Origin of the sequence: Winogradskyella vidalii (assembly GCF_013403955.1) — a bacterium.
GTDB classification, from domain to species: domain Bacteria; phylum Bacteroidota; class Bacteroidia; order Flavobacteriales; family Flavobacteriaceae; genus Winogradskyella; species Winogradskyella vidalii.
Map to the genome: position 1 here is coordinate 74,651 of NZ_JABFDG010000009.1, position 24,811 is coordinate 99,461.

21 protein-coding genes and 1 pseudogene are annotated in these 24,811 nt (G+C 33.3%); 6 read left to right on the forward strand and 16 right to left on the reverse strand.

Annotated elements, in window-relative coordinates:
• Positions 1-137: 137 nt before the first annotated feature.
• Entirely contained in the window at positions 138-1,982 is a 1,845-nt protein-coding gene (locus tag HM982_RS16990) for a PLP-dependent aminotransferase family protein (RefSeq protein WP_179354530.1), read from the reverse strand.
• Between the two features lie 366 nt (positions 1,983-2,348).
• Here HM982_RS16990 and HM982_RS16995 point away from each other — a divergent pair, with 366 nt between their 5' ends.
• A complete protein-coding gene (locus HM982_RS16995; RefSeq protein ID WP_179354531.1) occupies positions 2,349-2,726 on the forward strand; it encodes a cupin domain-containing protein in 378 nt (125 codons plus the stop codon).
• Positions 2,727-2,948: 222 nt separating this feature from the next.
• Here HM982_RS16995 and HM982_RS17000 read toward each other — a convergent pair whose 3' ends face one another.
• The 8 genes from HM982_RS17000 to HM982_RS17035 all read right to left on the reverse strand — a co-directional run bounded on the left by HM982_RS17000 (position 2,949) and on the right by HM982_RS17035 (position 8,448).
• The gene (locus tag HM982_RS17000) at positions 2,949-3,392 is read right to left on the reverse strand and encodes a hypothetical protein (protein WP_218849887.1); all 444 of its coding nucleotides are present in this window, start codon (positions 3,390-3,392) and stop codon (positions 2,949-2,951) included.
• The gene (locus tag HM982_RS17005) at positions 3,389-3,949 is read right to left on the reverse strand and encodes a hypothetical protein (RefSeq protein ID WP_179354533.1); all 561 of its coding nucleotides are present in this window, start codon (positions 3,947-3,949) and stop codon (positions 3,389-3,391) included. Before HM982_RS17005 ends, HM982_RS17000 begins: the two co-directional genes overlap by 4 nt.
• A 148-nt stretch (positions 3,950-4,097) precedes the next feature.
• Complete coding sequence (locus tag HM982_RS17010) at positions 4,098-5,042, reverse strand: tRNA dihydrouridine synthase (protein ID WP_179354534.1); 945 nt, start codon at positions 5,040-5,042, stop codon at positions 4,098-4,100.
• A 115-nt stretch (positions 5,043-5,157) separates the two neighbouring features.
• The gene (locus tag HM982_RS17015; RefSeq protein WP_179354535.1) at positions 5,158-6,021 is read right to left on the reverse strand and encodes an alpha/beta hydrolase; all 864 of its coding nucleotides are present in this window, start codon (positions 6,019-6,021) and stop codon (positions 5,158-5,160) included.
• A 2-nt stretch (positions 6,022-6,023) separates the two neighbouring features.
• Entirely contained in the window at positions 6,024-6,911 is an 888-nt protein-coding gene (locus tag HM982_RS17020) for a dienelactone hydrolase family protein (protein WP_179354536.1), read from the reverse strand.
• A 55-nt stretch (positions 6,912-6,966) separates the two neighbouring features.
• Positions 6,967-7,374: a hypothetical protein gene (locus HM982_RS17025; RefSeq protein ID WP_179354537.1), complete on the reverse strand. Its 408-nt coding sequence runs from the start codon at positions 7,372-7,374 to the stop codon at positions 6,967-6,969.
• A 10-nt stretch (positions 7,375-7,384) separates the two neighbouring features.
• Entirely contained in the window at positions 7,385-7,972 is a 588-nt protein-coding gene (locus HM982_RS17030; protein WP_179354538.1) for an FMN-binding negative transcriptional regulator, read from the reverse strand.
• Between the two features lie 32 nt (positions 7,973-8,004).
• Complete coding sequence (locus HM982_RS17035) at positions 8,005-8,448, reverse strand: DUF1569 domain-containing protein (protein WP_179354539.1); 444 nt, start codon at positions 8,446-8,448, stop codon at positions 8,005-8,007.
• A 52-nt stretch (positions 8,449-8,500) separates the two neighbouring features.
• On the opposite strand from HM982_RS17035, the gene radC reads away from it, so the two are divergent.
• From radC to HM982_RS17055, 4 genes are all read left to right on the forward strand, one after another.
• Positions 8,501-9,199 carry a RadC family protein gene (gene radC, locus HM982_RS17040; protein ID WP_179354540.1) on the forward strand — a complete coding sequence of 233 codons (699 nt, stop codon included), beginning with the start codon at positions 8,501-8,503 and terminating at the stop codon, positions 9,197-9,199.
• 149 nt (positions 9,200-9,348) lie between these two features.
• On the forward strand, positions 9,349-10,644 hold the full coding sequence (locus tag HM982_RS17045; protein WP_179354541.1) for a polysaccharide deacetylase family protein: 1,296 nt from the start codon (positions 9,349-9,351) through the stop codon (positions 10,642-10,644).
• On the forward strand, positions 10,641-11,327 hold the full coding sequence (locus HM982_RS17050) for a YjjG family noncanonical pyrimidine nucleotidase (RefSeq protein ID WP_179354542.1): 687 nt from the start codon (positions 10,641-10,643) through the stop codon (positions 11,325-11,327). Before HM982_RS17045 ends, HM982_RS17050 begins: the two co-directional genes overlap by 4 nt.
• A gap of 10 nt (positions 11,328-11,337) precedes the next feature.
• Complete coding sequence (locus HM982_RS17055; protein ID WP_179354543.1) at positions 11,338-12,147, forward strand: hypothetical protein; 810 nt, start codon at positions 11,338-11,340, stop codon at positions 12,145-12,147.
• Between the two features lie 116 nt (positions 12,148-12,263).
• On the opposite strand, the gene HM982_RS17060 is transcribed toward HM982_RS17055, so the two are convergent.
• Positions 12,264-13,541, reverse strand: a complete 1,278-nt coding sequence (locus HM982_RS17060) for a replication-associated recombination protein A (protein ID WP_179354544.1) — start codon at positions 13,539-13,541, stop codon at positions 12,264-12,266.
• 207 nt (positions 13,542-13,748) lie between these two features.
• Here HM982_RS17060 and HM982_RS17065 point away from each other — a divergent pair, with 207 nt between their 5' ends.
• On the forward strand, positions 13,749-14,513 hold the full coding sequence (locus HM982_RS17065) for a rhomboid family intramembrane serine protease (RefSeq protein ID WP_179354545.1): 765 nt from the start codon (positions 13,749-13,751) through the stop codon (positions 14,511-14,513).
• Between the two features lie 46 nt (positions 14,514-14,559).
• Here HM982_RS17065 and HM982_RS18595 read toward each other — a convergent pair.
• The 6 genes and pseudogenes from HM982_RS18595 to HM982_RS17090 all read right to left on the reverse strand — a co-directional run.
• A pseudogene (locus HM982_RS18595) lies at positions 14,560-14,649 on the reverse strand (23S rRNA (guanosine(2251)-2'-O)-methyltransferase RlmB); the annotation flags it as partial.
• 141 nt (positions 14,650-14,790) lie between these two features.
• Positions 14,791-16,425, reverse strand: a complete 1,635-nt coding sequence (locus HM982_RS17070) for an aryl-sulfate sulfotransferase (RefSeq protein ID WP_179354546.1) — start codon at positions 16,423-16,425, stop codon at positions 14,791-14,793.
• 450 nt (positions 16,426-16,875) lie between these two features.
• Positions 16,876-17,610, reverse strand: coding sequence for a 23S rRNA (guanosine(2251)-2'-O)-methyltransferase RlmB (gene rlmB / locus HM982_RS17075; protein ID WP_179354547.1), 735 nt, complete (start codon positions 17,608-17,610; stop codon positions 16,876-16,878).
• 65 nt (positions 17,611-17,675) lie between these two features.
• Complete coding sequence (locus tag HM982_RS17080; protein ID WP_179354548.1) at positions 17,676-19,118, reverse strand: SusD/RagB family nutrient-binding outer membrane lipoprotein; 1,443 nt, start codon at positions 19,116-19,118, stop codon at positions 17,676-17,678.
• Between the two features lie 11 nt (positions 19,119-19,129).
• Positions 19,130-22,357: a SusC/RagA family TonB-linked outer membrane protein gene (locus HM982_RS17085; RefSeq protein ID WP_179354549.1), complete on the reverse strand. Its 3,228-nt coding sequence runs from the start codon at positions 22,355-22,357 to the stop codon at positions 19,130-19,132.
• Positions 22,358-22,965: 608 nt separating this feature from the next.
• The gene (locus HM982_RS17090) at positions 22,966-24,654 is read right to left on the reverse strand and encodes a POTRA domain-containing protein (RefSeq protein WP_179354550.1); all 1,689 of its coding nucleotides are present in this window, start codon (positions 24,652-24,654) and stop codon (positions 22,966-22,968) included.
• Between the last annotated feature and the right edge of the window lie 157 nt (positions 24,655-24,811).

Genomic DNA, 24,811 nt, shown 5'->3' on the forward strand with positions numbered 1-24,811 from the left:
ATATTGTATATCCTGCAAGGTTTTTTTCCCTTGTAGATATGGTTTGCCAACTTGATAGACCTACAAGACATTCAAAACCTTGTAGGTCGAGACTATGTTAGCTAAAATTAATATTTTAGTTCAAGCTTGTAATTTTTCTAAATACTAGCTACAAATTTTAAAAACACTTTTTTGTGCATTTCCAAATCCATATCAGGTGATAAAGAAACTCTTGCAATGTAGTCTTTATCACCTTCTTTTGTGGTGCCTTGTGTTGAGGTTGCAGGAATCGTCCAATAACAGCCTTTTAACTGTCCGTAGCTAACACAATATTTGCTTTCATCTGGAATTTCTGTAATCATCATTTGAATCAATTTATGATTCAGAGCACGTTTGTAGGTTTCCTTCTCTTCTGTTGTATTCCCTTTTGTAGGAAGGTCTAATGAAAATACTGAAGGCGTAAATCCTTGTTCGGCTAATGCTTCGGAAACAAAATTGATTTTTGCTTCAGGAAGTGTTTCATGTATAAAATTCACAAAGTCGCGAGTGTTTTTATAAGCATCCGCAATTCTTTGATTCATTGATGGTAATTGTGTCGCTAAAATCTCGTATTGATGGTCGGTTGCTTCATTGTCGCACAATGCTAAATGACGTTCTATGTTTTCAATTAGTGCTTCTGCTTTATTATTAGCAACACAATAGCCAGCAGTACATTTTCCGCCACTTGGGAATTTAGAGCCACTAGCATAAGAGATGGTTCTTACGGTTGATAAAATTTCGCCTTCACCTAAAAAATGAACATTAGGGCAGAAGGTTTGGTCTAAAATAAAAACAGGATCTATAGCAATGTTGCCATCAGCTGTTTTACGTTCCTCACTTAAAGCGGCTTTTAAGGCGCCTAAATCTGGAACTTCAACTCTAGGATTAGTTGGGATTTCGGCAATAATATAAGGCACGGCATCTTCAAGCGCTACTTGGGTTAATACGGAATGAATACTTTGTACCATATCGTTATCGCCATCTACAGGTAAATCTACAACCTCCACATGGTCTAAACAAGCAGCCACACGTCTAGCCTGATCATTAGTGCCACCATAACAGTTGGGAGGTACAATAAATTTAATGGCTTTTCCGCTATGATTTTCTTGTGCATCATCAATTAATCCCATCATAATAGCATATTGCATAGATAAACCACTAGAAGCGACTAAGGGTTTTGCGGTAGTTCCTGTAATGGTTTTAAGAGAATTAAGGACACTTAGTTTATTAGCATCTGTACTACCACTAGTGGCTTCTATTGAAGTTTGACTGACTAAAGCATTTAAAGCAATTAATGAATTTGAAGGCGTCATAGCAACAGTTTCTCGTCGTCGTACATGCTGAATGTCTGAAACGTAGTGTTCGTTGTCTTTGGTTTTAACCACTAAAACACTTCCAAGATCTTGATAAAGATTGATTTGAAAGTCAATATTAATATTCTGTTCAATATTAGAAATATAGTCTTGTTGGGATATGAAAACAGTACTACCTTCAAATTTTAATATAGCAGAAACATCATCTGTTTTTGTTAATTTGAAGTCATAACCGTAGACACGTTTTATAAGTTCTGCATCAAACGTATCTGGTAATTCATCTTTATATATAATTTGCGTGCGTTTCTGATGCAGTAAATTATGTCTTAAAATAGACAGAATAGGAACTGTTTGAGATGAAAAACTAATTACATTTTCTGAGTTAAGACCATTTAAGTGTGCAATTCCCCATTCTAAAATACTAGAAAGCGGATGACCTAAACGAATATAATCATACGCTGTTGGTAATGCTGTAAGTGTAGAAATATCAGCATTTTGTTTTTTGTAAAGCGTTTCAAACTGGTCTAAAAACTCTGTTTTAGCTAATTTTTCATTGTAGATGTCTAACCGATGGGTTGTTAGATTTAACCAATCAGCAGGCATTTGTGTTAGAACATGTTTTATATAATTACGTATGTTATTGTCTTGCATAATTTGCATTTTTATTGAAGTCAAAGATACGTTAGTTGGTAATTTCTTTAAAGTCTTACAGCATGTTTTGTAAAATGATTTAGTTATGATTTTTTTATACGATTTGTAAGAGGATTATTTAGGTGACTATTCATATCGATTAGATTACAAAAGTAGAATAGAATAGACGGGTTTAGTTGGTTGTCAAAATTCGAAATTAGACTAGTCATACTAATAAATCAGTTAGGATTTAACTTAAGAAAAAGGAATACTGCAATATGGACATTAAGAGCCTAAATTTTCTAGTTCTAACTTCTCTAAGAATTAGAAATTAATTATCTTGCTTACATCATTATTATTTTACAAATAAAACAAAATATCAAAAAAATGAAAAGATTTAGTGAAAAGTACATCATCACAAAAGACATGGAATGGGAAGTCCTTGGTGGAGGCGTATCAAGAAAGTTCTTAGGTTATGATAACCAAATTATGATGGTACAAGTAAAATTTGATAAAGGCGCATTAGGTTCTCCTCATCAACATTTTCATACGCAAGCTACGTATTGTGTTTCAGGTAAATTTGAATTTGAAATTAATGGCGAAAAGCAAATTGTAGAAGCTGGAGATGGCGTTTATATTGAGCCAAATTTAATGCATAGTGCCGTTTGTTTAGAAGAAGGGATGCTAATTGATACATTTAGTCCTGTAAGAGAAGACTTCTTAAGTGGAGGAGAGGTATCTTACTTTGGAGATAAAGAGGCTTAAGATTAAAAATTACTCACTGACTACAAGAAAGAGGTAAGTGTTTCTTTGGATATTTAAAATCTAGAGAGATTTCTCGTAGCCAAGTATATAATATAACAGCCACACATAGCTGTTCATAGACTTCAATAGTGGTTTATGATTGCTTTGTGTGGCTGTGTTTTTTTGAAGTTGTTCTACTCGATTTTTTTAGATAGCTTTCTATCTTAATTTTTGTCTTTAGACTTATTTTTCACGATTAAAGATCTTCTTAATCATTTCAGAAATTTTCTGCTTAATTTGGGTTTGTTGAGAAACAGCAGTTGCAAATGCCATAGTACTCAATAGCGCTACAAAAGCAAGCGTGCCGAGTGCACCACCATAACCATCAAATACATTTTTTTTGCTTATATAGATAATAGTAAATAAGCATGCGGCTATGGCTAGTAAGCTATAACTTTTTAAGGTGCTCGATGACACCATACCAATAAATGAAGCGCCAATAAATACCACTTGCATGTGCTTGGTTAAGTAAGGATTTAGCAATTCAGGAAAACAATAGAAAAATAGTCCTACAATTAATGATAATAAAGCTGAAGCTTTAACAGCACCTTGCCTCAGTCTATCACTAATATAAAAAGTGAGTGTCGCACCTATAATGCCTGTTATGATAAGAATAACGTTATTCATACAATCACCCAATATATAAATGAAGCTGTAATGACTCCAGCAAATGCCATAGTCCCTAATTTTCCGCCAACACCAAGGAATAAATTTTTAGAAATCATAAAAAATAATCCAGCTAAAGTGCCCGCAGCGATTACAAAACCAATAGATGGTGATGTTTCTATACTAGACATACCTACAAAAGCACCACAGTAGATACAAGCCGGAATTTGTTTTAAGTAGTTTGATTTTTTATTCAATTGAGGTGTAAATGAAGCTAGTGCTCCTACAATACCCATCGATAAAACACTTCCTAATCCTGCGTTAATGTTTAATAGGTAGCATAGTACAGCGCCAATAGGTACCCAAATAACAACGATTATTCTTTCGTAAGCATAATCTTCGTGATGTAAATCTAGATAGCGATACCCCAAAAACAAAGTGAGTAGTATGAGAAAACCAGCGATGATTATTAATGTATTTGTTTGGTAATGCGTTTTTACAATCATAGTTAAAAACGTAACCAACACAAATACAAATGTAGCAACCATTAAAAATCGAATGGCTTTATGTTTTCTCATTATGAGGTTTAGGTTTTTCAATTAGCACTTCGTTTGGTTTTAAAGCCCTAGTAAAAGCGCTTACAAAGTTCTAAGAAAATTATTAAGAGCACAAATTGTAGCGTATAAATTTAAAGATTAAGATTTTAAATCAAATAATCACTTAGAACTACTCATTGTTTAATATTTCATTAACGGCTTGCTGATATGCTCTTGGGTTATTGGCTTTTTTTATTTTTTTAAATGTCTTCTGAGGATTTGAAAAGGACTGTGAAAAGTATTCCCAAAAGCCTTGCATTTTCATTTTTATAGGCGTTGGTCCAGAGAGTGCAGCATCGTATTGTTGGTAAATCGTATTGTGAAATTCTCTAAAAATTTCCCACCTGTTTTCAGGATATACTGTAGTATTGTTTTTAATCATACGCGGTAAAAACGGATCAGCAATGAGTCCTCTACCAATCATAAAATGATCGATACTAGGGAAACGAGCTTGCATTTCTTTCTGCTTTGTTAGCGTAGTAATGTCGCCATTATAATATAACTTATGCTTAGTGCTTTCTATACATTTCTGAAAAGCATCCAAATTAACACCCCCTTTATAAAGCTGTTTACCAATACGAGCGTGAATAGCGATGTTTTTAAGTGGGTAATTATCTAATATAGGAAAGGTGTCTAATATTTCTTCCGGGTTTTCGTAACCCATTCTCATTTTCATAGAAACTGTAATATTAGTTTCTTTATGTACGCGGTCTAAAATATGGTTAATTTTTTCTGGATCACAAATGAGTCCAGAGCCCATGCCACGCTTGGTAACCATAGGGTAAGGGCAACCCAAATTCCAGTTGAGTTCTTTGTAGCCTAGTTCTTGAATATAATCGACTACAAAAAGAAATTCATCAGCACTATTAGTCATGATTTGTGGAATCACTTCAAGTTCTGAATTGTTTTCAGGTTGTAAATCGAGCTTGTAAGAATTTTTAATAATTAACTTGTTGTTAAACCGAATGTAAGGTGCATAAAAAGTGTCAATTCCACCAAAATAATAGTTAAACGCATTCCGAAATCGGAAGTCTGTGAAGCCTTGTAAAGGAGATGATAAAAGCGTAATTGACATGGGTTTTTTTATTGGATTTTTAAAGCTGCTAATTAAAGTGAAAAAGCATTAAAAAGGGATATGAATTGAAGGTTTTTTTATTGATTTAACGTTTATAAAAAGTAACGAACGCTATTTAAATTATCTTTTTCAAAAACACCCACATTTTATCACTATATAGTTTTCGTTCTTCTATAGAAAAACCACCATGTTTACCATTAGGAATGGTTAGAAACTCAGACATAACGCCATGATTTTTTAAACGGCGATGTAGTCTTACTGACTGTGAGTAAGGCACAATTGGGTCGGCATCGCCATGAACGGTGAATGTTGGCGGACTGTTTTTAGTTACGTAATTGATAGGTGAAACAGAGGCTATAAAATCATTATCCTTCGTTTTTTTAGCTAACCAGCGCTTCACCGATTTAGATTTAGTTAGCGGTGATAAATCGGTAATACCATATTTGTTAATAATTGCTGCGACTTTAAGTTCGCCTTCATAATGGCAATCTGAATCAAAGGTAGTATTGTTCTCTAAAAACCCAGCCATTAAGGCCAAATGTCCTCCTGAAGAACCGCCGATAATCACAATTTTAGAGGTATCTATGTTTAATGTTGTCGCATTGTTATAGAGGTAAATTAAGGCGCATCTTATATCTTCAATAGCAGCAGGAGCAGGTGCGGTATCAACCAAACGGTAGGCAACATTGGCAACAGCGTATCCATTTTTAAAAAAAGTACTAAACCCTGTTTGTGATTCTTTTTCACCATGATTCCAACCACCACCATGTATGTTTAGAACAATTGGTGTTGGTTGTTTTGATGTTGTATTAGTGTATAAATCTATGCGGCCTTTCCAACCGTCAACTTCTTTGTAAATGACATCAATCTTAGCACTGTATGTTTCGGGGAACTTTACAGGTTTATAGTCTTTGTGTTGTGCAGATACTAGTGAGTAAAAGCAAAAAAAAGATAAAATCAGAATGCTTCTATAGGTCATACTTATTTTAAATGCTCTTTAAAAAATGCGATAGTTCGTTTCCAAGATAATGTTGCTGCTGCTTTATCATATCGTGGTGTAGTATTGTTGTGAAAGCCATGGTTGACTTCAGGATACATATAAGCTGTATAGGTTATGTTTTCTGCTTTCAAAATTTCTTCAAAAGCAGGCCAACCAGCATTAACTCTTGTATCTAATTCTGCATATTGAAGGAGTAAGGGTGCTTTTATTTTTACAGCATCTTCGGCTTCCGGTTGTCTACCGTAATAAGGAACAGCAGCGCCTAATTCAGGAATTCTAACAGCCATCATATTAGAGATCCAACCCCCAAAACAAAAGCCAACAACACCAACGTTACCGTCACAATTTTCATGATTTTTTAAATAATGATAGGCAGCAATAAAATCCTCAAGCATCTCTTGTTGGTTACGTTCTTTTTGCATGGTTCTGCCATCATCGTCATTACCAGGATAACCGCCAAGTGGTGATAAGGCATCTGGAGCTAAAGAAATAAAACCTTCTTTGGCTGTTCGCCTTCCCACATCTTCAATGTAGGGATTTAAACCTCTGTTTTCGTGAACAACAATAACTCCAGGGACTTTGGTTGTAGAATCTTTTGGCTGTGATAGCAATCCTTTTATGGTGCCGCCTCCTTTTGGAGATTCGTAAGTTATAAATCCAGAGTTTAATGTTGGGTCATCTGGTTTTACTAATAAACTGTTTACATAATCAGGAGACATAAAACTTAATAATGAAGATATGGTGACACCACCAACAGCATATAAAGATAGTTTTTCAACAAATTGTCTTCGGTTAAGTTTGTTGTGTGCATAGTCATCGTATAAATCGAAAACTTCTTGTTTAATATCTTCTTTCTTTAAATCTTTCATGCTATTGAGTTTTAAAAATAATTATATTTTTTAGGCGTATCACTTAATCATAAAATTACTTAACACGTCTTAAAATTATTGAACGTTCTCCGAATTCTGTTGGTCTTTTGCTATCAAAACTCATATCAAAATTCATCGTATCCTTATCTAGAAATTCAATAATACCGAGGATGTTTTTAGATTCTCCGGAGTCTAGTTTAGTCATTGTAAAATCTACTTCAATAGGTGTGGTTTTATAATTAATAGTGTAAGTCATTTTACCTTTTTGTCCATTCATAACAAATTCTTCGCCTCCCATAGTTTTGCCTTCAATTTCAAAAGCAGCATATCCATCGGTGTTGAAAAAGATATAACCAATTTCATTTTGGTCTTCGCCGATCCATTTGCCAGCAACGTTTTGTTGTTGAGTTTTAGTGTTAAAAAATAGAATTGGAATAATAATTAATGTAAATAGATATTTCATAATTTTAGATTTAGAGTATTTTATGTAAAAATTGTTTAATACTTGTTTGGTTGGCTCTAATTAATTCTTCGTGAGCCTTAATAATGTCATCTGATTTTTTGTCTTGAGACAGTTTAAATTTGCCTTCCCAATGTAAAATGCTAATTTCAAACATTACAATATAATCAAGATTTTTGTCTATTTGAGGATTATTTGCTTTTAAAATGTATTTATGGTCTGGTTCTTCCAAGAAACCGGTCATGCTTATCAAGGATTGTTTTAGTGCTTTTTTATCAGGGTTAGTAATTACTTTACCTTTTAAATGTATTTTGATATAGTTCCAAGTAGGTAGCTGTGTAGATTCAAAAATACTTGGTGAAATATAGCAGCCAGGACCATTAAAAATAATTGTAACGTTATTATTATCTTTTAAAAGCTGTGTTTGTGGATTGTTTTTGTCTATATGCCCAATGAGTTTGTCGTTGTCATAAATTAAGGGTAGATGTGTAATGAATGGTTCGTTATCCTTCACTGAAATTACAGTAGCTAAAGGATAGCTTTTAATCACCTCAATAATAGAAGCCCTATCGTTGTTTTGATGGTGTTTTGGTGGGTACAACTGTTTCTTTTTTTATAAATTAATACCTGTTTTTATGCGCCAAATTGTTTAAGATGATGATCTAAATGTTTGTATTGCATTTGTCCCCATTGTTGTGCTGTAAAGTATCCAAAAGCTGGGTGAGATCGCCACTCGTTTTTATCTCTTTTTGCATAACTCTCATCAATTAATGGGGTTAATTTTAAAATTTCAGAATTAAAATCTTTAGAATCCTTCGTTTTTAAGGTTTTGGCTGTTGGTAGCCCTTTAGACCATGGCTTATCATTATACAGAGACTTCTTGAAAAATAGTTTTGCTAACCAACTTGGTTTTATGTTGTAATCTTTACTTTCAAGCATAATGTTTAAAGGGCCTTGGCAGTGCCAAACCATTTGTCCGACATCCATTTTTCCCCATTGAGATTTGGTGTCAGAATTTAGCGTTTCTAAACGCTCTTTTATTTCTTTGTATGCAAGTTCTTCAAAAATAGATTTCATAATATTTGAATTTTAATGATAGTCGAAATTTACAATTTTTTATCTTTAGTGCATGTCAGGGAAACCAAATTCATTTTCAATTAAAAATTGGTCACAAGACGATCAACCACGTGAGAAGCTTAGAGATAAAGGAAAAGCGTCGCTAACTGATGCTGAATTAATAGCTATTTTAATAGGCTCGGGGAATAGAGATGAAAGCGCAGTTGCACTTTGCAAACGTATTTTTGCGAGTGTAAATAACAATTTAAATGCCTTAGGAAAGCTGTCTATTTCGCAGTTAATGGAATTTAAAGGGATTGGTGAAGCTAAAGCGATAACTATTACTGCGGCTTTAGAATTAGGAAGACGTCGACGTTTAGAGGAGGTATTGCAATTAGATAAAATTACATCTAGTCGTTCTGTTTTTGAAGTTATGCATCCTATAATTGGCGATTTACCTCATGAAGAATTTTGGATTCTTTACCTCAATAATTCAAATAAAGTCATTAAGAAAAATCAACTAAGCAAAGGTGGTATTACAGGCACTTTGGTGGATGTACGTTTGGTCTTAAAAAAAGCATTAGAAGTAGGTGCTGTGGCTTTAATATTATGCCATAATCATCCGTCTGGTACCCTAAAACCAAGTCAATCGGATAAAAACTTAACCAATAAGTTAAAAGTTGCTGCGCAGAGTTTAGATATTTCGGTTTTAGATCATCTTATTATCACTGAACAAACGTATTTTAGTTTTGCAGATGAAAGCATCCTATAAAATGCTAGATTATAAATTCTAACTTTCCTAAAAGATATAGATAAAACAACTGATTAGTATGAACTATTGAAGATGGAATTTGTTATTTTTAGCTTTTAGAAGCAATCCCAATAACTGTCTGGATTACTATTTGGAATTTAAGCACACAAATGTTATTAGTTTATACACATAAAATTACACCTCGCGTTACTTATACGTTCAAGCATATTTGTAAACGTATTTTGGGAGTAGAGGTGCGTTTTACCTCTAAAGTAGAAGATTTTATAGCGCATGATAGTCTTAAAATGTCTTATGCAAAACAACCGCTCAGTCATGAGTTATTTGTAAGAAGTAATGATTTGTTGTTTGAAAATGGGCTCTCAGATATTTCGGTTAATGTTCAAGCATGGGATAATACCAAAGGGTTTTTTGCTACAGGTGAGCGAAGTAATCTACCCTTCGATATTTTTGCCGCTTCGTTTTATTTACTAAGTAGATACGAAGAGTATTTGCCACATGTTAAGGATGATTATGGTCGTTTTTTAGCTTCAGAAAGTTTGGCTTATGAGCATAAATTTTTAAATCAACCCATTGTAGATATCTGGGCCTATAAATTAAAAGCCGTTTTAGAAGAACGTTTCCCAGAGTATAAATTTCCGGAACGTAAATATACCGTTCAGCCTGTTATAGATGTTCCAATGGCCTATTATTTTAAACATAAAGGCTTTTTAAGAACCATAGGAGGAACTATAAATGATCTAAGGCGCTTCAAGTTAAAGCAATTGTATCTACGGTATTTAGTTATTATGGGTTTTAAACGCGACCCTTATGATACCTTTAAATGGATTATTAGAAAACAGAAAAAGCACAATATTAAGTTTGTGGTTTTGTTTTTGATTGGTGATTATTCAACCTATGATAAAAACATAAATATCAACAAAAAACAGTTTGTGTCGCTTATTAAATCGGTAGCAGATTATTGCGATGTTGGTATTAAGGCATCCTATTTGTCCTTAGACGATATAAGAATACTAAAAAAAGAAAAGCTCAAAATGGAAACGATTACTCATCGCGCCATTAAAGCCGTTCGGCATTCGTTTTCTAAACTAAATTTACCCACGTCTTATCGCAATTTGGTGGAGTTAGAAATGCACGAAGATTATTCCATGGGCTATATAGATACTATGGGGTTTAGAGCTGGTACATGTACACCATATCAGTTTTATGATTTGGATTTTGAGGTGCAAACACCCTTACAAATCAATCCTTATCAATGCTTAGATTATGGACTATTAAAATACCATTCAGAATTAGATAAAAGAGAACATTTACAAAAAATTATAAACGAAGTAAAAGCCGTAAATGGTACTTTTGTTCCTGTATTTCATAACTATTCATTTAGTAATTTAGACCGTTGGAATGGCTTTAGGTCACTATTCAATTTAATATTAGATACTACAGAATGAAGAGTAAAATAAAGCATGTTTTTTTCGATTTGGATCATACGCTTTGGGATTTTGATAAAAACTCTGGGTTAACCTTTGAAAAGATTTTTGATTTAAATAAAATTGAAATTGAAATCAATGATTTTCTACCTGTTTATGAACCCATAAATTTTAACTATTGGAAACTTTTCAGAGAGGATAAAGTTACCAAATCGGCTTTGCGATACGGCCGCTTAAAAGATGCATTTGATGGTCTAGGGGTTTTAGTTGATGATGCTGTGATTCATAATTTATCAGAATCTTATATCGATAACCTCTCTACATTTAACCACTTATTTGACGGCACTTTTGAAATTTTAGATTATCTAAAAGATAAATACGAATTACATATTATCACAAATGGTTTTGAGGAGGTGCAAGAAAGAAAATTAGCAGCTTCAAATATTAAACATTATTTTAAAACCGTTACTAATTCTGAAATGGTAGGCGTTAAGAAACCTAATCCTAAAATATTTAATTTTGCATTAAATTTGGCAAAAGCTACTGCTGAGGAAAGCATTATGATTGGTGATAATATTGAAGCCGATATTGAAGGTGCAGCTAAAATAGGTATGCAAACCATTCATTTTGATTATAAAAATTCAGAAAATAATCACAGTTACAAGCGCATCACTAACTTAAGAACATTAACAACACATCTTTAAAAAAACAGCTATGTACAAGAGAATAATCATAACAATTTCATTTATACTCGTTAGTCTATATGGAATGGCACAGAAGGATATCAATAACTATAAGTATGTCATTGTACCAAAATCTTTTGAATTTACTAATGGTGAAGACCAATACCAATTGAATTCTTTATTGAAGTTTTTGTTCAATAAACATGGTTTTGAGGCCTATTTTGGAGATGAAAACCTTCCTGAAGACTTAAAAGAAAATAGATGCTTAGCAATGACTTCCAACGTTTTGAAAGAAAAGGGAGGTGTTTTTAAAACCAAACTAAAAATTACACTCAGTAATTGTTTTGGTACTATTGTTATGACTTCAAAAATTGGTGAGTCACGATTAAAAGCTTATGATAAGGCTTATTCAGAAGCTCTAAGAGGTGCCTTTGAAACTTTTCAGAATTTAGATTATAATTATATTGATAATCAAGATGGAGTAGTTGAGCGTTCAGAGCCTAAAGTTGAAAGTGTACAAAAGGAAACTCTAGCAGTTATTAAAGCTGAAAATAAGGTTGAAGAAACACCTAAAACAGTTGAGGCTGTTCAAGCTAAAACCGAAGCTATAGGAAAGACAAATAATCTTTCAGATTTATATTATGCTCAGGAAATTAAAAATGGCTATCAATTGGTTAATGCTGAGCCAAGAATAGTAATGGTATTGTTAAGTACAGCGGCAGAAAATGTGTTTATTGTAAAAGGTAAAAGTGCCATAGTGTATAAAGAAGATGGCTTTTGGTATTATTCTGAAAATGATGGTGAACTTGGCGAACAAATATCTATGAATATTAAGTTTTAGATAATAGCTAAGGGATTAAAGGTGGTAAAATGTTGCGTATAAAAAATTAGGAGTAAAAGTATAAAGGTAGATCGTCAAAACTTTTTTACTCACCACTCACCACTCAGCACTCACCACTAATATCCATATTTATCTTTCCAAAGCATTTTTAAATAGTTGCGTTGTGCTTGCTCACGAGCATTATTTCCAGGATTATATAATTTGGTGTTGGCAACTTCTTCAGGTAGAAATTCTTGCGCAGCAAAATTGTTTTCGTAGTTGTGAGAATATTTATAGCTGTCACCGTAACCTAATTCTTTCATTAATTTAGTAGGTGCATTTCTAATGGCTAAAGGCACTGATAAATCGCCGGTTTCTTTAACCAATTGCTGTGCTCTATTTATGGCTTCATAAGCCGCATTACTTTTTGCCGAACTCGCTAAATAAGTGGTACATTGACTAAGTATAATTCGAGATTCAGGATGACCAATTATAGAAACAGCCTGAAATGTATTGTTTGCTATGACCAAAGCGGTTGGATTGGCATTACCAATGTCTTCACTCGCTAAAATTAAAAGGCGTCTGGCAATGAATTTTACATCTTCTCCACCTTCAATCATTCGCGCTAAATAATAAACGGCCGCATTGGGGTCACTACCTCTTATCGATTTTATGAATGCTGAAATAATATCGTAATGTTGTTCGCCTGTTTTATCATAACGCGCAGCTTTATTTTGAACCTGCCTCATCACTAAATCATTAGTAATGATAACCTGATTACCTTCGAACGAAGCGACTAACAACTCAAAAATATTTAACAATTTACGAGCATCTCCACCAGATAATCTCAATAGAGCGTCAGTTTCTTTTAATTCAATGTTTAATTTTGAAAGTGTAACGTCTTCGGTTATTGCACGTTGTAATAAGGCTTCTAAATCAGCTTTACTAAAAGCATTTAAGGTGTAAACTTGACATCTAGATAGCAATGCAGAAATCACTTCAAAACTTGGGTTTTCTGTAGTAGCTCCAATTAAGGTTACCCAACCTTTTTCAACGGCTTCTAAAAGTGAGTCTTGTTGCGACTTACTAAACCTATGGATTTCATCAATAAATAGAATCGGGTTTTTAGCTGTAAATAAACCGCCACTTTTTTTGACTTTATCAATGACCTCTCTAATGTCTTTTACGCCAGAGTTTATGGCACTAAGTTTATAAAATGGGCGGTCAGATTCGTTGGCAATAATGTTTGCTAATGTTGTTTTTCCAATGCCAGGAGGTCCCCAAAGAATAAGAGAGGGGATGACACCACTTTTTATTTGTTGATATAACATACCTTCTTTTCCAACAAGATGTTGCTGGCTCAGATAGTCGTTTAGTGTTTTTGGTCGTAAGCGTTCGGCAAGTGGCGTGTTCATATGTCAAAATTACAAAATGCATTTGTGATTGATTAAATATTTTCTGTTTAATAGATTCATTTTATTCTCATTGAATTTTCATTTTTACAACTTTGGAATTCAAATTACACAACTTAAGATTATTTTTTTTACCTCTGCCAATATTTCATGCAATCTTAGTTTGGCTGTAAATTTGAAAGACCTTACTCAAAAATCAGAACATATAATATGAGTAAAACTCAACATTTTAAATATTCTAATAGCATTATTGTCTACCCTTTGCTGATGCTATTTGCTATTTGGATGGTGTTTTGGTATCAAGTAAGAATAGATAGTAGTATTAAAGGTCTTGGTATAAGACCGCAAAAAATTGAAGGCCTTTTAGGTATTGTAACCAGTCCATTTTTACACGGCGACATCAATCATATTTATAATAATTCTATCCCGCTTTTAATGCTTAGTATAGCTTTATTCTATTTTTATAATAAAATTGCTTGGAAGGTGATTGGTTTGGGAATCTTATTTTCAGGGTTTTTAACTTGGCTTATAGCAAGTAAAGGGAATCATATTGGTGCAAGTGGTCTTATTTATGTTTTAGTGAGTTTTATATTTTTTAAAGGAATCTTTGCCAAACATTATAGGCTTATTGCTTTATCCTTAGTGGTTATTTTCTTTTATGGCAGTATGATTTGGTATGTGTTTCCCATTAAAACGGGTATGTCTTGGGAAGGACATTTGTCGGGTTTAATTACGGGGTTCATTTTTGCATTGATATTTAGAAGGCAAGTAGCAAAGCCGGAACGCTACCAATGGGAAGAAGTAGATTACGATGAAGATGATGACCCATTTATGAGGCATTTTGATGAAGATGGTAATTTTATTGAATTTGATCCCGAAGAAGCACAAGCAGAAGCTGAAGTCGAATCTGAAGTTAATGTCCCCAAAAAGAAAGCGATTAAAATCACTTACGTATTTAAGAAAAACGAAGACTAAATTTTTATCAGCGACAAACTGAAAATTGAAGACAGAGACTGTATGCTTAAGAGCGTTGTCTAACCGCTTCATATAAAAAAGCACTACAAGCCACTGAAACATTAAGTGATTCTATCTCACCTAAAATAGAGAGTTTTGTTTAATGATCTATAACTTTTAAAAGCATAATAATGGGGGATGACTCTGTGTTTCGCTTCCATTATTACAAAATATGTTTTTCAAAAAGAAAAAATATCTTGGTGGAAATATAATGTAGGTTATATTAAAGTGATGTCATTTAACGTTTCATCACTTTTTTCACAATAATGTTTGATTCAGAATGAATTCTTAAAAAATAAATTCCATTTGCTTGATTAGATAAATCTAGAAAGTCAGTGCTGGTTTCTCTAACTTTATTTCCCAACATATCATATGCTTCAATTTTGTCAATAATTAAACTTGTATTAATACTTACGAATCCTGTTGTTGGGTTTGGGGAAACGTTTGTTTCTGAGTGATTTGGTTTGGTTACGTCTAGAAAGTTATAACAATTGCTCAAATCTGGATTTAATTCAATAGGATTTCCGGGAGTTAAATCTTTTCCTATAAAAGCAGGGAAGTCAGTTGCGTATTTTATGGCTCTAAACGATGTGTGAGAAAAATCAGAAGGATTTTCACCTTGGCTAGCTTCATTTCCATTATTAGAGTTTATAGGGGTTATATATTCCCATACTACCGATTCATTTGGCGTGATTTCGAAAAAACGTCCATTACTACCTTCACATATTAAAGTATTACCATTAGGCAAACGTTGAGCACTACTTAAAATTCTAGAGAAAAAATCGGTTGGAGTTATTGGGTTTGTATAAGTGTAATCTGGATGTTCAGGACCGTAGGCCGTGTTAGATTGGTAACTGTATACACCAGGACTGTCTGTTTCTGGGTCAACAATTAAAACTTCAGAAAATAAAGGGGTTCTATCAATACCATTATTAAATAACATAATCTTACCAGCATCAGTAAGACCCGACTCAATAAAATATGGAGAGTGCTGTCCATAAAGTTTTCTATCAGCCTCTGTACCTTGATTATAAGATTTTGGATTTCCCCAACGGTATAAAAAGTCGCCACCTTTATTGTAAATGCCTCCAGAGCTAGTGGCTGCTTCAGCTGTAGTAGTTGAGTGGTCTATGATGTAGATTTCACTTAAATTTCTAGAGCTTATCACAATCTGATCTAATTCTAAATTGTACTGTATGGAATTAAAGTGGAGCCAATTAGAACCTCCTGATTGGCCATTTAAAAAATTGATGTTTAGCTTTCCTGGATTTGAGCTTACGTTTCCAAAATTATCTTTACTACTATCAAAATTTTGAATTAGGTGATCTTTTACATTCCATTCCCAAACAGGTGTTGCATTGTTTGTACCTGATGGTGAAACTTCAATAATTTGCTCGTTGTATAGATCAGATTCAGTCAGTAAATTAGGGTTTCTACCAGACTGTATAGCTTCAGCATTGCTCATTCGAGTAACAGCTAATATGAGTACATTTCCATTGGGCATTGGGAATATATCATGATGTTGTCGCATCATCGGTGTGTCATAAAAATATTGCCAAGTCAGATTACCGTCCCAATCAAAGATTTCTACTACGCCACCTTGCCCACCAAAAGTAATATCTGAGCTAGATGTTCTGCCAGCTCTCAAGAGATTGCCATTTTCTAATAAATATACAGCAATACCTGAGGGGTAGGTGCTGTTCCATTGGTTTATGACTTCTCCACAATTATTAATGAGGAAAGTTTTATTATACGAAGTGAAGAGGGTATAGCCCTCATAAACGCCATCTAAAATTTTTTTAGTTCCAATGGTGTTTTGTGAGTAACTTAAATTTATGGTAATTAATAAAATGAATAGTAACTTTTTGGACATTATATTTTGCTTTTTCTAAGAGTACAAATCTACTATATTTCTTTTTGGTTAGTTAAAGTTAGTAGTTTAATAACTATAATAGATAGTAAGTTGTTGTTTGTTAAGGGGTAAGCTCTTAGTTTTGGTCAGCCTTAAGTTCTTGAATAATTTAAAGGTTTCTAATAAGTCACTATTAAGAACTAGGGTTAAGTAGAATTAAATTTTAATTGATTATTGGTTTATTTTTATACTTGCTGAGTTTGTCTTATTTTTTTGTTCTTTAATTGATAAGGTGTTTTAAGCTTTTATAATAAGATGAATTTTAAAAGCTTAAAAGATAGTGTTGTGTTGTTTGTAATAAGGGAGTTTACTTATACATGTATAAAAATGTGGAGATGATAAAAATTAAATCAATTAAATGACTAAAAGGTGTGTACTGTAAATTCAGATTAATTTATAAATAAGTCTTTTCTATTGTCTTTGTCTAACCGCTTCATATAAAAAAGCACCACAAGCCACTGAAACATTAAGTGATTCTATCTCACCTAAAATAGGAAGTTTTGCTTGTTCATCTACGACTTTTAAAACTGAAGGATTAATTCCTCGGCCTTCAGAGCCCATAATTATAGCACATGGTTCTTTAAATGAAACATCATATAAATAGTGCTCTGCTTTTTCAGTGGCAGCGACAACTCTTATTCCTGAAGATTGCATGTGGAACACTGCATCTTTAATATGATCAACCTTGCAGATTGGCATTTTAAAAATAGCACCAGCACTTGTTTTTATGGTATCGCCATTTATTGGAGCACCACCTTTTTTCTGAATAATAATACCATTTACACCAGTACATTCTGCGGTTCTAACAATAGCACCAAAATTTCTAACATCACTTAATTGGTCTAATAAAAGGAATAAAGGTGTTTTTCCAGATTCAATAACGCTCATTACTAAATCGTCAATGTCATGAAACGCAATAGGTGAAATCTGTGCCACAGCACCTTGGTGATTACCACGTGTTAATCGGTTTAATTTTTCAACAGGCACATAAGAAGAATTGATGCTTTCTGAACGTATTAAGTGCTCTAATTCTTTGAATAGTTCACCTTGAAGTCCTTTTTGCATAAAAACTTTATCTATAGTTTCATTAGATTTTATAGCTTCAATAATAGCTCTAATTCCAAATACTGTGGTTTCTTTTTCCATGCGGTAAAGGTATAAAAAAAGCCTCATAAGATAATATGAGGCTTTTAATTATTTGAAATGTATTATTACATTATATCCCAGAATAATTTAGTGGTCTGTGAATCTCCTCCTATAGCAGCAGAAGCAGCGTCCCAATTGTCTACGTTTAAATTTTGCTCATCTACAGGATAAGTGTATCTAAGTGGTACTGGGTTTTCTGATTCAACGGCAATATTCATTACTGGATAATCATATTTTCTCCATACAGTCCAACCTTCAAATCCTCTATTGTACATGGCTAACCAAAATTGTGTTCCAATTTTCTCTCTCCAGGTACCAGATGCTGAAGCATAATCAACCTCTGGATCTGCTAGATAGTTAGTGATATCAGTCGTTTCTCCTCCCCAATATTCGATTGAGGCGGTAATACCATTGTTATAAAACTCAGTGGCCGTTCCTCCAACAGCATAGGTGCGTTCGGCAGCTTCAGCTAAATAGAATGATACCTCTGAGTAATCTATTAATACTCCTGCAAAAGTTGCTTCATGCAACAAGTCACCTAATTGTGAATTTGTAGTATAGCTATTAGAATCACCATAGTCACCACCTACATAGGTGTCTGGCCCTACATTTTCTCTAAAATAAAATGGTCTTCTTGGGTCATCTAAATCATTCATTATATCTACAATAGTGTTTGCAGCAACAAAATCTTGACGACCAGACTCCACTAAATCTACCCATAATGGATTTGTGTTTGGAGTTGCACTTTGGTAGTTTAATAAAGCATTATCTGCGTTAGATGTAAACACTCCTGAGGCTACAGCAGACTCTACAGTGCTTCTTGCTAATGTAGGGTTTATATCTGTAAGGCGAATTCCTAGTCTTAGTTTTAGGGAGTTAGCAAACTTTTTCCAAGCAGTCATATCTCCACCATAGATTCTGTCTCCAACACTTCCGAAACCTTCTCCAGAGTCAAAATTTGCAATAACAGCATCAATTCTATCAATTAAATCTGGGTAGATTACAGTTTCAGCATCATCATAAGCAGGTAGAGAAAATTCCTCTATTTTTAATGCTTCCGTATAAGGGATGTCTCCAAAGGTGTCTACAAGTTGCTGCCAAGTATATATAGAAAGTACTTCTATTTGTGCTAAACGCCCCTCTTTTTCCTCTGAAGTTAACTCTGCATTAGCTATAACTTTCTCTTTTGAGTCATTAAGGTCAAATAAGACATTGCTATACATTTCTGTCCAGTGAGAATCTGTAATTGTTCTACCATTTAAATCGTAGTTAGATTCATCAATATAAGTAGTTTGCGTAAAATATTGGGCAAACAATTTAAATACGTTATTATTTACATTTGTGCTAGACATTTGATCAAACAAACTTTTAGTAGCAGAGGTAAATAACACATCCTCGGTAACCTGAGTTGGATTCTTAGGGTCCTTGTTTAAATCGTCATATTGGTCATCACTCATACAGGAAAAGATGAGCGAAAGGCTTAATATCGGTATAAATATTTTTCTCATAATAATTTTTTTTAAAATTGTAATTTTAAGCTAGCGCCTATTTCTCTTATCGAAGGGTATGCTCCTGATTGATATCCTTGAACATTTCCAGACCCTAATCCAGATTCTGGATCAGAATAAGGAAGGTCTTTATGTATGATCCATAAATTTCTACCAATTATAGAAATTGATGCATTGGTGAAAGGTAAAGCATCTAATGTTTTCTGATTAAAGCTATAGGTCAAACTCAATTCTCTAAGCTTTACAAATGAAGCATCATAAACATGTGCTGCGTTTGGAGTATTTACATATCCCCAAGGGTTAGCATATGTTGTAGCACTAGCCCTGATGGTATTTGGTGTTCCATCGGCTTGTACTCCAGGTAAAATGACACCTCCACTATCTGCTCCAGAAGTTACAGGGTTTCTAACAGGGTTTCCTAAATCATTGGTCCCTGCTGTAAAGTCATATAGACCTGTTGCGTAACCGTACCAAGTATCTAGAGAAAAAATATCGCCTCCTTTTTGAATATCAATTAAAAAACCTAAGCTTAAGTTTTTGTAAGAAAATGTATTAAATACACCACCTTTCCAGTCAGGGTTTACATTACCAATAACTTCATTTGAAGTGTCGGAAGTTAGGTAGTAACCATCAGTTCCAACTACTTTTTCTCCATTTTCATATACATAGTCTGTTCCTCTTATCGTTCCATAAGCTTCACCTGGAGTTGCATTTATTGAAACTCCTCCTTGAAGATCTGCAAGTTGTAAGTTATTAATGCCATCTTGTAGTTTAATAACTTTATTTTCGTTTTTAGACCAATTTACGGATATGTCCCATTTGAAATTGTCAGTTTTAATAGGTGTTCCATATAATTGAAGCTCTAAACCTTTATTTTCTATTGTACCAGCATTAAGCCAATTTGAAGCATACCCAGTAGAACTAGAAACAGGGACATTAACAATTTGGTCTTCTGTTGTTGTGTTGTAGTACGCAAAATCAAAACCAGCTCTTCTGTTTAAAAAGGACATCTCTACTCCAAACTCGTATGAGTTTTGTTGCTGGGGTTTTAATTCTAAATTATTTAATGCTGTAGGGTTTGATGCAACTCCAGATCCATTAAAAGGTGCTGAAATATTATAAGTATTATACACTCTGTAAGGTCCGGTATCATCACCAACTTCTGCATAATTAGCTCTTAATTTTCCAAAAGTTAACCAGTTTGCTTCTACAAAATTAGAAAAGACAAAACTTCCAGAGACGGAGTAATAGCCGTAGGTATTATTTTCTTTTGGTAGTGTTGACGATCGGTCTCTTCGGTAAGTTCCTTCTATAAATGCAAAGTTATCATAACCTAAGCTTGCTCTTATAAAAGCACCATCTACCATTTTGGTAGCGTCATATTCGGTAGGGGCTTCTATAGGATTTACGGAGTTTGATAGCGCATATAATCCTGGGATACCTAAACCACCATTGGTTACTGCTCTAACAGATTCCCAAGTTTGTCTTCTTAAATTCAGACCAATATTTCCGTCTAAGTTTAGTTTGTCGGTTAAATCTTTATTGAAATTGACAAAGAAATCGTAGTTGTATTCTGCAACTTGGTTATTAAACCTAGAGTATTGAGATACGTTTGCACTTCCTACATTAGTACGTTCCTCTTGCAACTCTGTATAGGTGTCGTAAGAGAACCTTCCCATAACACTTATCCAGTCATTTATTTTGTAATCTAATGTTACATTACCAAAATATCTATTTCTAGAATCTGTTTCGTAGTTTTCGTAAAAGGTCCAATAAGGGTTGTCAGAATATATTGGAGATAAATTTGTGCCAGAACTCGTATTCCATGTGATATTTTCTCGTGTAGCAAAATAAGCATCCTTTTGTGCTGCAAGGTCAACGTTAGTTTGAAACCATTGTCTAAATTGCTGCATTACATTATTAGCATCATAACCCGTACCATAACGTCCTTTTCCACTTGCTTTAGTGTAGGTAAAAGTTGTTGAGGCAGTTAATTTGTCGGTGAATTGATGAGAACCATTAAAAGTGATTGAATTTCTTTTAATCTCACTGTTTGGTAGATTTCCTTCCTGTAGCATATTGGTGTAGCCTAGTCTAAACGAGCTCGTTTCATTTGCTCCATCTAAGCCTACGGAATTAACATAGGTTCCAGAAGTACCCCATACATAATTTGCATCATTTTCTCCTGCAACCCATGGTGTAGCTTGTTGGTAGCTGTCTAATTGAGGGAAAATTGAAGTCCACTGGTGAACTAATGTATTGGGGTTAAAGGCTGCTCCATAGGATGCGTCTTCAGTAAAAGGTACTGTAAGATCTCCGATTCCATTGCCTGTTATATCTTCAAAATCATTAAAATATTGATCTTCAGTTGTCCCGTAATAAGGGCCATAACCAGCACCATATTTGGTTTGATAATTTGGTAATGTTTCGTCATCGGCAGTTCCAGCCATAAAACTCGAATTAATTGTAATACCAATACCTTTTTTGGTCGTTCCTTTTTTTGTTGTAATAATAATTGCGCCATGCATCCCTCTTGAACCGTAAAGCGCTGTTGCTGCAGCTCCTTTTAATACGTTCATAGATTCTATATCATCAGGGTTGATATCTGATGCCGCATTACCATAATCATATCCACCTTGTCCTAATGTTTGTGCGCTAGTATTTGTGTTAGAGTTACTAACAGGTACGCCGTCTATTACAAAAAGTGCTTGATTGTTGCCTGAAATAGAATTACTTCCTCTAATTACAACATTGGTTGATCCCCCAAGTGTTCCAGAGGATTTAATATCTAAACCAGCAACTTTACCAGATAAAGAATTTACAAAATTAGAGCTTTTAACTTTAGATACCGCTTCTCCATCTACTTCTTGAGTAGCGTATCCTAAACTCTTTTTGTCTCTTTTGATTCCTAATGCTGTAATTACAACTTCATCTAAAGCAGCTGTGTCTTCCGCTAGAGCTGCGTTAATGACATTTGATGTGCCAACTGTTTTTTCTAGAGGTTTTAACCCAATGTAACTAAAGATGATGATGTCACCAGTATTTACCATTAGGGAATAATTCCCGTCAAAATCGGTTTGAGTTCCATTGCTTGTTCCTTTAACAACAATATTTGCTCCAGGAAGTGGTATGCCAGAGGGGTCTGTTACTTTTCCTGAAATTGTCTTTTCTTGTGCAAAAGTTAATTGCACAGCTAACACTAATAGTAGTGTTAGAGTCTTACTAAAATTTGTTTTCATATACATTATTTTGAGTTAGTCTTATTCAAAAGTCCTAATAATAAGTTAATATTACAATAAATAAATCATAAAATTTGTCAGATTAATGCATTATTGTCATAAAAACACGTGAAATAACGTGTATAGTTCAGTGTGGCTTTTTTGCAGTTTACAACTTGATTTTTTTGCCTTTTAGTTTTCCTATTTATGAAGTTTAATTTTAGTTAGTTACTTTTTAGAGTGTGGATAAAACCCCAAAAGCATATAAATTATTTTACAGTTTGTTGAATAGGCCGTTAAAGGATTGCTGGTTTTTTATTAGTTATTGCAAATGAGATTGCTACTGTCTCTTGCTAATATTTTTTTCTAACAGAAATTAGCATTAATTGAGATAAAATAATATTTGGTTTTGGAAGATTGTGTAGTGTGACGTCAATAAAAGAAACTTTATTATTAACGTCATAAATTATGATAATTTGTACCTATATGTAGTTGTAATTTGCCTTAGTTTTTAACCGTTTATTTATTATAATATTGGTCTTTGTATAAATTTTGAGAAAAATAGATTTTGAGAGTTTGTTCTGATAAATCTAAGATTACAGATGTGGTTGTTAGAATTTTCCTATCCGTTAAAAATTAGCGGTTAAACTTAAATGAACCTTAGAATCTGAGAGTTTAAACTGTTGATTTTCTGTTTTTCCGCTAGAGTAGTTTAAACGAAAGAGTCCTGCATTGGTAAGTAAGCCAAAACCAAAGCCAAAACCAAAGAGCTTTTCTTTGCTGTCGGTAAGTTTGTTTTCAAAATAGGCAGCATCTATAACAGAATGCACATAAATAGTATTGCTTACACGATAACGATATTCGGTACTGATTACGCCATACAGATTGGCCACTAAACTGTTTTCTTCAAAACCACGAATGGAGTTGATCCCTCCAAAACGAAATAATTCATTATCCAAATAATTCTCAGATGTTAAAATAGCACCATTTAATCTGGTGTAAAAACTATTCCTATTATTAAGGTTAAAGATTTTATAGCTATCCAGGCTAAAAACATTCTGGTCTTCTGTTATTGTATTAGTTGCTCTAGATCCTATACCTGAAGAGAAATCAATCCAAAAATTAATTGGAAATAAAGGGTCGTCAAATTGAGATTTTATATAATTATAATGAAGCGTAAAATAGTTGGTGGTATAATCGTTTAGAATGGTTGTGTCATTTTCTAATAAGTTAGTGGAGTTCGTTGTTGTGATTCCAATTCCGATTTTATGCTGGGCATTGATTTGATAATTAACTTTAGCATATTGTTTGGCGGTTAAAAAAGTAGAATCTTTTCTGAATAGATTTAAACCAATCTGAAGTCCGATTGGAGAATTAAATATATAGGGTAAATCGGCATCTACGTTTATGGTTTGCTGATCTATTTCGTCACTTTTATAATAAAGATTTAAAGTTTCTCCATAGTTAAGATTATTAATAAGTCTCAAATCCATGTAACCATCAAATTCAATTTTGTTGGTGTCTTCGTTGGTTCCAAAACCCAAGAAGCCATCAAAGTTATTTGTTTTAGCTTTTTCAATATATAAATATAGTGTTGTTGAGTCTTGGGTAAAAAGAACCTCGGGGTCTTTAATTTTATTTGCAAAACGAATATCGCTTAATAATTGTACTTTTTCTTTAATTTTATTTAGGTTGAAGGCTTTTCCAGTCCTCAACTTCATAAAATGTTTCAAGTAAGATTTAGGAAACTTCTCATAGCCTTTTACAATAATTTTATCAATGTGTCTTTTTTTTTGTGATACAACTTTTAAGTCAGCTGAAATTAAATTAGAATTCACTTTAGAGATATTCACTAGTTGTAAAGTTGAAAAAGGATCACCTTCTTCAGCTATTTTAGAATTTAAGTTTTCTAAATAACTTTCAAGTGCTGTTGTTTTTAAATCAAAGAAAGTTTCATTCGGATTAGAATCGGTTGATGGTAATAAATCCACTTTAAAATTGGGGTCGTAATAAATCCTAATGGTATCAATTCTTTGTCCAACGGTGAGTTGTGCTATAAATAAGGTGTCGTTTTGTTTCTTTAGGTTTTTTAGTGTTGTGTCTATATAGCCTTGTTTGGTCAGTTGCTGCTTTATAAAATTAATTTCCTTTTCTATGGTCCTGTAGTTGGTATGTGTATTTATATAGCCAGTAGAATCGATAATTTTATTGGTTTCTATATTTTCACCAATTACAGAAAGAGAAATTGACTGAGCGCTGCTTTGATTGAAAAAAAACAGAAGAAAAACAAAAAAAATAATTCGAGTGTAAAACAGCATTTTTAGTAAATAGTATAACTCTTATATAACGTAAAAATAGAACATAAAATATAGCACATGGAAGAAACTTTATATTTCTTTGAAAAAATAATTCACAACTATTTGAATTATAAATATATATTTCTACCTTTGCAGCCCTCAAAAGTGAGGGTTAAAA